Source organism: Nocardia sp. NBC_00565 (genome assembly GCF_036345915.1).
Taxonomy (GTDB): Bacteria; Actinomycetota; Actinomycetes; order Mycobacteriales; family Mycobacteriaceae; genus Nocardia.
Map to the genome: position 1 here is coordinate 438577 of NZ_CP107785.1, position 12352 is coordinate 450928.

Sequence of the window (12352 nt, forward strand, 5' to 3'; positions counted from 1 at the left end):
CCATTCGTCCGGTGCGAATCGGCGGTATCTCGGCGACGGTAGTCGCGAAGACGAGATAGCCGAGGGGACCAGATGACGGAGTTTCCGGTACAGGTATCGGCCCGCCGTGACGAGGCCGAGGGTGTGTTCTCACTCGAGCTGTGCGCGTTTGCGGGTCGGGAACTGCCGTCGTGGACGCCGGGCGCGCATATCGACGTCGCGGTCGGCGCGGCGGGTGTGCGTCAGTACTCGCTCTGCGGTGATCCGGCGGATCGGCGGTGCTGGCGGATCGCGGTGCTGCGCGAGCCTGCCGGACGTGGCGGGTCGGAGTATCTGCACTCGACGGCGTTTTCGGATACGGAGCTGCGTATTTCTTTGCCCCGCAACAATTTCGAGCTGGTCCCGTGCGACAGCTACGTCTTCGTCGCGGGGGGTATCGGGATCACCCCGATCCTGCCGATGGTCGCAGCCGCGCAGGCTTCGGGCGCACGGTGGGACTTGTACTACGGTGGCCGGACTCGGGGGCATATGGCCTTCGCCGATGAGATCGCGCGCCGTTATCCGCGGGCGCGACTGTTACCGCAGGACGACTACGGGCTGCTGCCGATCGCCGACATCCTCGCCGAGCACCCCGATTCCGCGATCTACTGCTGCGGCCCCGAACCGCTGCTGGCGGCCGTGGAGACCGAAGGCGCGCGCCGCAATTCGGATGTGCACCTCGAACGGTTCGTGCCGCGGCCGGTGACATCCGGACCGCGCGGCTCCTTCGAGGTCCGATTGGCCAGCAGTGGCGCAACCTTCCCTATCGGCACGAACCAGTCCATCGTCGATGTCCTCGATGCCGCCGGGATCGGGATCATCACCTCCTGTCGCGAGGGCACCTGCGGCAGCTGCGAAACCGCCGTGCTCGCAGGCGATATCGACCACCGCGATTCAGTGCTCACTGCCGAAGAGCAGGCGCGCGGCAACTCCATGATGCTGTGCGTCTCCCGGGCCAGGTCGGAGGTGCTCGTCCTCGACCTGTGATCGAGCGCAGCGAGGGAACCATCAACACAGCACCAACGGTCGCAGTGGAGCCGAGCGCCAGCGAGGCGGAGCTGTGACCTCTGAACCTGTCGGCGCGATCCGCGGCCGGCATGCGGCGCGCTCGCGCGCCGACCTCCCCGAAAACCCGAGAGGAAAGTAATAACGATGAGGAAAATCGTTGCGGCGGCCGCCGGATTGGTCGCCGCAGTCGGGATCGCCGCCGGTACGGCCGGTGCGCAGCCCGACGGTGACGAAGCGGTGGGATTCACCGCCTCCGCCACCGATACCCAGACCATCATCAAGACCGACGCGGGCGCCATGGTCGTCGAGGACGGCGTCTTCAAGGTCAAGGCGAGCAACGGCACTGTGCTCACCGGTATGCCGCTGAAGTTCCGCGTCGACGACTTCGAGTTCCCGATCGCCGCCGATATCGCGGACCGCTCGGCCACCCTGACGCCGCAGTTCGACATGGCGCACGCGACCTACAAGCCGGTCGCGCTGCCCTTCGAGGACAAGGCGCCGTGGAAGAACGAGTACGACCGTGAGCAGGCCGCCTGGTCCCGCATGACCAGCACCATCACCATGGGCGCCACCATCGGCACCCTGGTCGGCGGCCTCAGCGGCGGCGCCATCGGCTGTGTGCTCGGCGGCATCGCCGGTGCGACGGTCGCCTCGGCCGCCATCATCGGCCTGTTCGGTGCGTTCATCCCGGCCGCCGCCATCGGCTGCCTCGGTGGCATCGTCGCGATCGGCGCCCTCGGCACCCTGGCCGGTCAGATCTTCATCACCGCCCCGGTCGCCATCGGCGCGGCCATCCAATACTTCTCCACCATCAACCAGCCACCCATGCCCCCGGCTAAGTAGATAGCGGAGAAGATCCCAACGGCGTTCGTTGGGGGACACTGACCCCGCCCGGTTCCTCACCCCGGGCGGGGTCTTCGCTATGCGCCGAGCGGTCACCGTCGTATGCGAATGTCATTGCCGCCGCCCGTACTACGGCATCAGGTGCTGATGCGGCTGTGCATCCACCTATGTGGTGGTAGTGCGGATGGCGCGGCGGGCGGCGATCGAGCCGAAGGTTTCGCGGTCGGCCAGGAAGCCTTCCAAGGCGAAGGTGGCCGCGCCGAGGCTGGAGGGGTTGTGGGGGAGAGTGCACAGTTGCAAGGTGACCGCGGCGTAGGGGTCGGACATCGCGTGGTGGGCGGCTACGCGGCGGGTTACTTCCAGGAGACGCTCGCCGAGGACGTTGGCGACCAGGTCGCCGAAGACCATGGTTCGGGGGTTGAAGAGGTTGACCAGGTTGGCGACGGCGACCCCGAGGTAGTGCCCGGTCTTTTCGATGACTTCGACGGCGGTGGCGTCCTCGCGTGCGGCCGCGGCGGCGATGGCGGTGATGGTGGCGGCGTCGTCGACGCCGAAAAGGGAACTGGCCGGGTCCGATTCGCGCAGGGTCTGCACGATGCCGGGGGCGCTGACGTAGGCCTCGACACAGCCGTGGCGTCCGCAGCGGCACAAGCGGCCGTCGAGGACGAGGTTGGTGTGGCCCCATTCGCCCGCGCTGTTGGTCACACCGCGGTAGAGCGTGCCGTCGATGACGACGCCGATGCCGACACCGGCGCGCAGTGTCACGACGATCAGATCGTCCACATCGCGTCCCGCCCCGAACCAAAGATGTGCTGCCGTACTGGCTTTCAGTGGATTGTCCAGGTACAGCGGATGCGGTATGCGCGGCGCGAGCAGTGACTTCAAGGAAACGTCGTGCCAATGCCAATACGGTGAGAACACCGAGACCCCGCCCTCGGGTTCGACCAGACCCGGCACGCTCAAACCGACGCCGAGCACGCGCTCGGCATCCTCGCCGGTCAGCTCACGGACGCCGCGGACGATGAGTTCGGTGACATCGTCGGGCTGGGTGGCCTGGGGGTCGACGGGGATCTCGACCGAGCGCAGCACCGTCATGGCCAGGTCGAAAAGGTCGAAATGGATGCTGGTTTCGGCGATGTCGACGCCGACGAGCATCCCGCGCTCCGGATTGATCGCGAGCTGGGCGCGTGGCCGGCCGACGCCGGGTGCGTCGTAGCCGAGTTCGGCGAGCACACCGACGTCCAGCAGCTCGGCGATCATATTGCCCACCGTGGCGAATGACAGCCCGGTGGCGCGGGCGATCTCCTGACGGCTGGTATGGCCCTCGGCGGCGTAGACCGCCTGCAGTACGTAGAACCGATTCCGGCGTCGAATATCGCGCGCGGTCAGCTGGTACACGGTCGGGCCATCTCCTTCCGATTGATATTCGCAGACGTTACCCGAGCACTTCGGCTAACAGTATTTACAACCATTAGCAGAAGTCATACTGTAACCCAGGTCACCACCAGACGCCGAGTGCGCGGCAGATCACACAAGGAGCAATCCCATGTCCTGGACCCACCAAAGCCGTTGGACCAGAGCTGTTTTCTGCGGGGTATCGCTCGCATTAGCCGCGTCGGCCTGCTCATCCGGCAAGGACGACAACTCGAAGGCGACCGGGCCGCAACACACCAGCGGCTCGATCAGCCTGGTGTACGCCCAGAAACAGGGCGATCAGGAGTACTTCATCGGTGAGGCCGAGGGCGCCAAGGCGAAGGCCAAGGAGTTGGGCATCGACCTGAAGGTGGTCAATCTCGGCAACGACGCGAACAAGGCGGTCACCGAGGTCCAGAACGCGGTCAATCAGAAGGCCAGCGGCGTGATCGTCGTGGTCCCGGATCCCTCGGTCGGCCCGCAGGTCGCCCAGCTCGCGAAGGCAGGCGGCGTCGCGCTGCTGACCTCCGATGATCAGGTCTGTACGAACGGACCGGATCCGACATCGTGTGCCAAGGACAACCTCGTGCCCCGAGTCGGCTTCAGCGGTACTCAGATGGGCACCGAGGTCGGCACCCGCGCCGGCGAGGACTTCAAGAAGGCCGGATGGAAACCGGAGGAGACCGCGATCATCGACGCCTGGAAGCAGGACGTGACGGTCTGCACCGACCGGGTCAAGGCCAACCAGAAGGCCTTCAAGGACGCCGCGGGCGTGGACGTCAAGGTGATCGAGGTCGGCACCGACAACACGCCGTCGGACGCGCAGAACAAGATCTCGGCAACGGTGTCGGGCAACCGGTCGGTGAAGAACTGGATTGTCATGGGCTGCAACGACGAGAACGTCAGCGGCGGCGTCGCGGCGACCCAGAACGCCGGATACGCCGCTGACAATGTGCTCGGCGTCGGCCTCGGCGCCTACCTGGCCTGCAAGGAATGGCGCGGCGGCAAGCCGACCGGATTCAAGGCGGCGCTGTTCATCAACGGCAAAGACGTTGGGGCGCTGTCGGTTCAGACGATGTACGACTACTTGAAGAACGGCAAGCAGATGCCGCCCGAGGCGTACGCGCCGACCAAGATGGTGGATGCCACCAACTGGCAGCAGGCGGGCGTCACATGCAGCTGACCGGGCTGCGGGCTTCCGGGCTCAGCAAAAGCTTCGCCGGGGTGCCGGCCCTGCGCGAAGTGAGCCTGGATTTCCCGGCTGGTGCGGTGACCGCGCTGATGGGTGAGAACGGGGCGGGTAAATCCACCCTGATCCGCATCCTCGGCGGCGATCACCGCCCGGACAGTGGCCGACTCGAGTTGGATGGTGTGCAGCTCGAGTTGGCCACCCCGGCCGACGCGCGGTCGGCCGGGATCCGGGTGATCGGCCAGGAGCCGGAGATCGTGCCCCATGTTTCCGTTGCCGAGAATGTCTATCTCGGTTCGCTGCCGCGGCGCGCGGGTCGGCTGCTCGACCGGGCGGCACTGCGCGAGCGGATGCGCGTCGACCTCGCCCGACTCGGCTTCAACCGCGACCTTGATCCGGCTACGCCCGGTTCGAAACTGACTGCCGCACAACGGCAATTGGTGGAGATCATGCGGGCGCTGACCACCGACGCGAAGGTGATCGCCTTCGACGAGCCGACCTCATCGCTGTCGGATCATGAGACCGAATCGCTGTTCGCGCTGATCGGTCGGTTGCGGGAGCAGGGTCTCGCGGTCATCTATGTGTCGCACCGGATGCGGGAGATCTTCCGACTGGCCGATCGAGTCGCGGTGCTGCGAGACGGCGCGTTGGTCGGGGAGCGGGCGACCGGCGAGACCACCGATCGCGAGATCGTGCGGATGATGGTCGGCCGGGATCTGTCGACGTTGTTCGCGCGCAAACAGAACGTGCCGGGCCGCGTTGTGCTCGACGCGGACGCGGTGACCACCGGCGACGTGCGGGAGGTGAGCTTGCAGGTGCGGGCGGGGGAGGTGGTCGCGCTGGCCGGGCTGGTCGGCGCGGGCCGCTCCGAACTCGCCGGTGCGCTGGCCGGTGATCTGCCGATCCGCTCCGGCGAGGTGCGCATCGATGGAAAGCGGCTACGGCTGCGTCAGCCGCGCGATGCCGTGCGGGCCGGGCTGGGATACGCACCGGAGGAGCGCAAAGCGCAAGCCCTGCTGCTGCATCGTGGTGTGCGCGACAACATTACGCTCGCGATGCTCGACCGATTGCGGCGATTGCGGTTCGTCCGACGCGGCGAGGAGCGGCGGCTGGCCCGACAATACGTCGAATCCCTCAGGGTCCGAACACCTTCCATCGAGCAGGAAGTGCGCAAGCTCTCCGGCGGCAATCAGCAGAAGGTGGTGCTGGCGCGCTGGCTGGCCCGCAAACCCAAGGTGCTGATCCTGGACGAACCGACGCGCGGCGTCGATGTCGGCGCCAAAGTCGAGATCTACCACGTCATCGAGGAGCTGGCCGAATCCGGCGTCGCGGTGCTGGTGATCTCCTCGGAGCTGCCCGAAGTGCTCGGCCTGGCCGACCGGATCGTCGTCATGCAGCACGGCCGGGTCACCGGCGAACTCGACCGCGGCGAGGCCAGCGAGGAGGCGATCCTCGCGCTGGCCATGGCCGCAGACCTGTCGCTTACATCTCGAGGAACCCCATGACAGAGCAACAACTCGAACTGCCCGTGCAGGCTGCCGCTACCGCGCCGCCCTCGGCGTTGGCGCGCCGCGCTGCCTCGCTCACGCCGCGTCGTCTGGTGCAGGCGATCGGCACCGGCAATCTCAGTCTGATCGGCGCGCTCGCGGTGATCGTCGCGATCTTCGCATGGCTCAACGACGGCTATCTCGATCCGGCCAATCTGGCCGGAATCGGTGAGGCGGTCACGGTTTTCGGCCTGCTGGCCGTGGTGCAGACCGTGGTGATCATCTGCGGTGCGCTGGATATCTCGGTCGGCTCGCAGGCCGGTGTCGCGTCGGTGATCAGTGCGATGGCGTTCACCGCGACCGCCGACAATGCCCTGCTGGGCATTCTGGCCGCGATCGGGGTCGGGCTGGTGCTCGGGGCCATCAATGGGCTGATCATCGTCTACGGTCGGGTCAATCCGGTGATCGCGACGCTGGCCACGTTGGCGGCGTTCAAGGGTGTCGCGCAATTGATATCCGGCGGCAAGGCACAGGGTTTCGTGCTGGGCAATGACGTGTTCATCTTCATCGCCCGCGGCAAGATCATCGGCCTGCCGGTGCCGGTGGTCATCCTCGCGGTGGTCGCGACGGGCATGCACGTACTGCTCGAGTACACCGATATCGGGCGCAATATCTACGCCATCGGCGGAAATGACACGGCCGCAAGGCTTTCCGGTATCAACATCAACAAGTATCTGATCGCGGTATTCGTGCTCGCGGGTGCGGTGGCGGCGATCGCGGGGATCATCCTGACCGCGCGAACCGGGTCCGGACAGCCGGTTTCGGGTAGTGAAGGGCTGGAGCTGAAGGCGATTACCGCGGCGGCGTTGGGCGGGTGTGCGTTGAAGGGCGGTAAGGGCACCATCGGCGGCACCTTGCTGGCGGTTGTGCTGCTCGGTGCGTTGGACAACGGGTTGAACGTGGTCGGCGTGAATACGTTCTGGCAGAACGTCGCTCAGGGATCACTGCTGGTCGCCGCGGTCGTTATTCAGCAGCGGCGCAGTGGTGAGCGTGCGGTCGGGCTGCCGACCTAGACCCGTTCCGGATGGGCCAGCGGTGTTGTCGCCGTGGCCAACTCAGACCAGGAGCTGACGATGATCGAACTGAGAGCTGACCGGTGCTCGCCCACGCCGGGCAGGCTGTGCGAGGGACCGGTCTGGGATGACCGCACCGATGAGGTGCTGTGGGTGGACATTCCGGCGGGGCACATCCATCGTGCGGCGCTGAGCCACGACGGTGTCGAACTCGAATACCGGTCGACGGTCGAGGTGGGCAAGCGGGTCAGCGCGGTAGTGCCGTGTGCGTCCGGCGGGGTGATCGCGACCGCCGTCGATACCTTCTTGCGGATCGATGACGGCGCGATCACCGAGGTCGCGGCACTGTCGCTGCCCGACGACGGCATCCGGCGACGCCTGAACGATGCCAAGGCCGACCCATCCGGTCGGCTGCTCGCCGGCACCATGTCCGAAGACGAAATCGCAGGCACCGCAGCGCTTTATCGCCTCGATCCCGACGGCGCACTGAGCACGCTGCGGCAGGACGTGACGATCTCCAACGGCCTCGGCTGGAGCCCGGACGGATCCACCCTCTACTACGCCGACAGCCCCACCCATCGGGTCGATGCCTTTGACTACGACTCGGCCACCGGCACCTTCAGCGGTGGACGGACCTTCGCGGAATTCCCCGACGGCCTGCCCGACGGATTGACCGTGGACACACAGGGTTTTGTCTGGGTCGCGGTCTGGGGCGCAGGGCAGGTCCGCGCCTTCGACCCGGCGGGTCGGCCGCACGCGGTCATCGATATCGGACCGTCGCAGGTCTCCAGCTGCGCCTTCGTCGGGCGAGATCTGGATGTCCTCGTAATTACCACCGCCGCAACAGGTTCAGCGAATGAGGAACAGGACGCGGGCCGCCTGTTCACTTGCCGGCCGGGTGTGACCGGTCTCCCGACCAATACCTACTCCGATGCGAAGTTGGTGAGCAACCATGACAACTGATCATGTCCTTGATCCGCCGGTGATCGCGATCCTGCGCGCCGATACCGCGACCCGATTCGCCGAGGTGACCGCCACTCTGCACGAGGCGGGTATCACGGCAGTGGAGTTCACGCTGAACACGCCGGGTGCATTGGACGCGATACGTGAGTGCTCCGGATTCGCCCACCCGGTCGGCGCCGGCACGGTTTCGACGGCCCTGGACGCGGCACGAGCGGTCGATGCGGGTGCCGCGTACCTGATCACCCCGACCGTATGCCCCGAGGTGATCGCGGAGGGCCGCCGCCTGGGTGTCCCGGTGTACTGCGGCGCGTTCACACCAACCGAGATCCACAGCGCGTGGCTGGCCGGTGCGACCATGGTGAAAGTCTTCCCTGCCTCGGTCGGCGGTCCCGGTTACGTGCGGGCGATTCGCGGCCCGCTGCCCGAGATCCCGCTGATCCCGACCGGCGGTATCGGCCTCTCCGATGTCCGAGCGTATCTGGACGCGGGCGCCACCGCGCTCGGCATGGGCGCACCGCTCGTCGGCGATGCCTGCACCGGCGGTGATCTCGACGCCCTGCGCGAGCGTGCGGCCGCGGTGCGAAAGGCACTGCTGTGAAGGGGACGGCTGTCGAGCGCACGCCAGTCGCACGAGAGCGGTTGCTATGAACGGCGGTTTGGTAACCCTGGGCGAAGCTCTCGGGGTCGTCGCCGCCACGGAACCCGGTCCATTGGCTCCCGGGGCCGCACTACGCATGGATTTCGCGGGCGCGGAAGCGACGGTCGCGATCGGCGTCAGCAGGCTCGGCCACCCCAGCGCGTGGGTGGGCAGCGTCGGCAGCGACGCCATCGGCACCATGGTGCTGGATCGACTGCGAGCCGAACGTGTCGATGTCGCACACTGCCGGATCGATCCCGACCTGCCGAGTGGGCTGATGCTGCGGGAGCGGCGCACCGCCGACCACATCCGGGTCACTTACTACCGCAAGGGTTTCGCCGGTGCGCGACTGTCAGCAGCCGATATCGACACCACGCAGATCAGCACCGCACGCGTGCTGCACCTGACCGGCATAACTCCCGCACTGAGCACGTCCGCATGCGAGGCCGTCCACTCCGCAGTGGATATTGCCGTCGACGCCGGCGTGACGATTTCGCTCGATATCAACTACCGCCGCGCACTGTGGTCGGAATCGGATGCGGCAGTGGAGCTTTCGAAGCTGGTATCCAGAGCCGATATCGTATTCGCCGGAATCGACGAAGCGGCTCTGCTCGTACCGGCCGCAAGTCCAGCCGGGATGGCCGAATCCCTTGCCGCACTGGGGCCTTCGCAAATCGTTGTCAAACTCGGATCCGAAGGTTCGCTCGCCCTGTACAACGGCGAGCTGATCCGGCAGCCCGCGGTCCCGGTCACCAGCGTCGACCCGGTCGGCGCAGGCGATGCGTTCGTCGCGGGCTACCTCGCGGGTGTGCTCGACGACGGATCCATAAGCCACAGCCTGCATTTGGCCGCCACCTGCGGCGCATTCGCCGTATCCGTACCCGGCGACTGGCAGGGTCTGCCGTCGCGGCACGAACTCGGCCTGCTCACCGGCGCGGACATCAACCGATGAAGGGAAGAGCATGAGTCGTCTGGTAGACCGGGTCGCGGTCGTCACCGGGGCCGCCTCCGGCATCGGTGCCGCCACGGCCCACCGGCTCGCCGCCGATGGGGCCGCCGTCGTGATCGCCGATATCGCCGAACCGGCGGGACGCGAGGTCGCCTCGAAGATCCGCGCGGCGGGCCACCGAGCCGAATTCGTGCGGTGCGACGTATCGCTGGAAGAGTCCTGGCTCGAACTCCGGCAGCAGGTCAACGAGCTGTTCGGACCGCTGGACTTCCTGTGCAGCAACGCATCCCAGCAGGCCACCATCCCGGCCCACGAGCTGACCCGGCAGGCCTGGGACGATGGCCTCGCGGTCAACCTCACCCCGCTGTTCCTCGGCCTGCACACCTTCATCGACGATCTGCGTGACCGCCACGGCAATGTGGTCGCGATCTCCAGCGTGCACGCGCAGTTCGGACTGCCCGGATATCCGGTCTACGCCGCGGCCAAGGGCGGACTCACCGCGCTGGTCCGGCAGTTGGCCGTGGAGTACGGGCGCTCCAGGGTACGGGTGAATGCCGTACTGCCCGGACCGATTCTCACCCCGGTCTGGGACGACGTCGACGAAGCGGGTCGACGACTGTCCGCCCAGGCCACCGCGCTGGACCGGATGGGCGCACCCGAGGAGGTCGCCGCCGCGGTCGCCTTCCTCGCCTCCGATGACGCCTCCTTCATCACCGGCACGAACCTGGTCGTCGACGGCGGCTGGAGCGTGCGAAAGGAGTCCCGGTGAAGATCACCGCACTGACCACCTACCTGGTGGCACCGCGCTGGTGCTTCCTGAAGATCGAGACCGACGAGGGCATCACCGGATGGGGCGAGCCGGTCATCGAGGGCCGCGCGCACACCGTCGCCGCCGCGGTCGACGAATTCGCCGACTACCTCATCGGCAAGGACCCGATGAGCATCGAAGCGCACTGGCAGGTGCTCACCAAGGGCGGCTTCTATCGCGGCGGACCGATCCTGTCCAGCGCGGTCGCCGGGATCGACCAGGCGCTGTGGGATATCACCGGAAAGGCACTGGGCGTACCGATTTGGCAGTTGCTCGGCGGCGCGGTCCGCGACCGGATCCGGGTCTACAGCTGGATCGGTGGCGACCGGCCCGACGATGTCGCACAGGCCGCGCTGGAGCGAAAAGAACAGGGCTTCACCGCGATCAAGATGAACGGCTCGGCCGAGCTGGAGTTGATCGATACGCCACGCGCGACCAAGGCCATCGTCGAGCGGGTCGCCGCCGTGCGCGAGGCGACCGGCGACGATTTCGATATCGCCGTCGATTTCCATGGCCGCCTGTCCATTCCGATGGCACGGCGGGTGCTACCCCTGCTCGAGCCCTACCTGCCGTTCTTCGTCGAGGAACCACTCGTCCCGGAGGTGAGCAACCAGATCGGCGAGATCACCCGCGCGACGAGCATTCCGATCGCCACCGGCGAAAGGCTCTACTCGCGTTGGGATTTCAATACTGTCCTCGATCAGGGCATCGCCGTCATCCAACCCGACCTGTCACACGCGGGCGGCATCTCCGAGGTCCGTCGCATCGCCGCACTCGCCGAAGCCCGCGACGTCGCCCTCGCCCCACACTGCCCGCTGGGCCCCATCGCCCTCGCCGCCAGCCTCCAGGTCGGCTTCGCCACCCCGAACCTACTCATCCAGGAACAAAGCCTCGGCATCCACTACAACACCGGCTCCGATCTCCTCGACTACCTCGTCGACCCAGCGGTCTTCGCCTACCGCGACGGCTATGTCGACCTGCTCCGAGCACCGGGCCTCGGTATCGAGATCGACGAGCACGAGGTGGCGCGCGCCGCCGAACATGGTCACCGCTGGCGCAACCCGATCTGGCACCGCAAGGATGGTTCCTTCGCCGAATGGTGAGCCACCAATGACGTCGTCGGACCTGATCGAGAGCGTCACGCTGGCGATTAGCTGGACCGCGCCGTGACCCCGTGGGCTTTCCTGATCGTCGGAGCGGGTGAGGTCGCCCCGGTCACCCGCGAGATCATCGGCCGAACAGTGCCGAATCCGGCTGAACGCCCGCACGTCCACGTGGACAGTTAGCCGGCGGTGAGAGCTGCGGCGCCCGGGCCGGTCAGTAGCGGATAGGCGGCGGCTCGGCCTGTCGCGAGCAAGAGCAGTGCGCCGCTGGTGCCGCGAATGATCGGGCCGTCGCCGGTGGACCAGTCCGTATCGGTCGCCTCGAGTCGGAAGCCGGACAGCCGCTCGTGGATGCGGAATTGCGCGCCTGCCTCCCACACGCGGATCAGCGCCGTTCGCACTGCCGCGACGGGCATTTCGCGGGTGATGCCGAGTGGTATCGCGATGTCCTGGCCGTGCACGAGGGTATCCATCAAGCGATCGGCGGGCGTGGTGCCGATCGGGGTGAACCGTGACGGCACGGTCGCGCGGAACTCCGCGAGCAGCTGGGCGGTATCGACCCGATCGGCCAGGCGGACGGCGGTGTCGTGATTGCCGCGGGCGATATTGAAGCCGGCGCGCGGGAGGTTGACCAGGATCCAGCCGAGGGTGGCTCGGGTGGCCAGGATCAGGTGGGCGACGACATCCCGGACTCGCCACCCCGCGCAGAGCGATTCGACGTTCCAGGCGGACTCGGGGAGCTCGGCCAGCAAGTCGGCCAGACTCGTGCGCTCGGTGGCGAGGGCCCGCCATATCTCATCGGTGGACATACTCATGGGTGGTTCCTCTCGTTGGAATTTCCACTACCGTAGGAACTCCACC

Annotated in this window: 12 protein-coding genes; 10 read left to right on the plus strand and 2 right to left on the minus strand. The window is 66.9% G+C overall.

Annotated features, from left to right (window positions below; genetic code table 11):
• Positions 1-72: 72 nt before the first annotated feature.
• Complete coding sequence (locus tag OG874_RS02405; RefSeq protein ID WP_330253485.1) at positions 73-1005, plus strand: PDR/VanB family oxidoreductase; 933 nt, start codon at positions 73-75, stop codon at positions 1003-1005.
• 165 nt (positions 1006-1170) lie between these two features.
• A complete protein-coding gene (locus OG874_RS02410) occupies positions 1171-1869 on the plus strand; it encodes a hypothetical protein (protein WP_330253486.1) in 699 nt (232 codons plus the stop codon).
• Positions 1870-2034: 165 nt separating this feature from the next.
• Here the strand turns inward: OG874_RS02410 and OG874_RS02415 are convergent, their stop codons facing one another.
• Positions 2035-3267 carry an ROK family protein gene (locus OG874_RS02415; protein WP_330253487.1) on the minus strand — a complete coding sequence of 411 codons (1233 nt, stop codon included), beginning with the start codon at positions 3265-3267 and terminating at the stop codon, positions 2035-2037.
• Between the two features lie 148 nt (positions 3268-3415).
• On the opposite strand from OG874_RS02415, the gene OG874_RS02420 reads away from it, so the two are divergent.
• From OG874_RS02420 to dgoD, 8 genes are read left to right on the plus strand one after another with little or no spacing between them, the layout of a single operon-like run.
• Complete coding sequence (locus tag OG874_RS02420) at positions 3416-4465, plus strand: substrate-binding domain-containing protein (protein WP_330253488.1); 1050 nt, start codon at positions 3416-3418, stop codon at positions 4463-4465.
• Positions 4456-5976 (plus strand): sugar ABC transporter ATP-binding protein, encoded by a 1521-nt coding sequence (locus tag OG874_RS02425; protein WP_330253489.1) that lies wholly within the window; start codon positions 4456-4458, stop codon positions 5974-5976. Before OG874_RS02420 ends, OG874_RS02425 begins: the two co-directional genes overlap by 10 nt.
• Positions 5973-7031, plus strand: a complete 1059-nt coding sequence (locus OG874_RS02430; protein WP_330253490.1) for an ABC transporter permease — start codon at positions 5973-5975, stop codon at positions 7029-7031. The genes OG874_RS02425 and OG874_RS02430 overlap by 4 nt, the downstream gene beginning before the upstream one ends.
• 60 nt (positions 7032-7091) lie before the next feature.
• Positions 7092-7994, plus strand: coding sequence for an SMP-30/gluconolactonase/LRE family protein (locus OG874_RS02435; RefSeq protein WP_330253491.1), 903 nt, complete (start codon positions 7092-7094; stop codon positions 7992-7994).
• The gene (locus tag OG874_RS02440) at positions 7984-8592 is read left to right on the plus strand and encodes a bifunctional 4-hydroxy-2-oxoglutarate aldolase/2-dehydro-3-deoxy-phosphogluconate aldolase (RefSeq protein WP_330253492.1); all 609 of its coding nucleotides are present in this window, start codon (positions 7984-7986) and stop codon (positions 8590-8592) included. Before OG874_RS02435 ends, OG874_RS02440 begins: the two co-directional genes overlap by 11 nt.
• A 46-nt stretch (positions 8593-8638) precedes the next feature.
• On the plus strand, positions 8639-9583 hold the full coding sequence (locus tag OG874_RS02445; RefSeq protein WP_330253493.1) for a sugar kinase: 945 nt from the start codon (positions 8639-8641) through the stop codon (positions 9581-9583).
• 10 nt (positions 9584-9593) lie between these two features.
• The gene (locus tag OG874_RS02450) at positions 9594-10349 is read left to right on the plus strand and encodes an SDR family NAD(P)-dependent oxidoreductase (RefSeq protein ID WP_330253494.1); all 756 of its coding nucleotides are present in this window, start codon (positions 9594-9596) and stop codon (positions 10347-10349) included.
• The gene (gene dgoD, locus OG874_RS02455) at positions 10346-11491 is read left to right on the plus strand and encodes a galactonate dehydratase (protein ID WP_330253495.1); all 1146 of its coding nucleotides are present in this window, start codon (positions 10346-10348) and stop codon (positions 11489-11491) included. Before OG874_RS02450 ends, dgoD begins: the two co-directional genes overlap by 4 nt.
• A gap of 179 nt (positions 11492-11670) precedes the next feature.
• Here dgoD and OG874_RS02460 read toward each other — a convergent pair whose 3' ends face one another.
• Positions 11671-12306, minus strand: coding sequence for a maleylpyruvate isomerase family mycothiol-dependent enzyme (locus tag OG874_RS02460; RefSeq protein ID WP_330253496.1), 636 nt, complete (start codon positions 12304-12306; stop codon positions 11671-11673).
• Positions 12307-12352 lie beyond the last annotated feature (46 nt).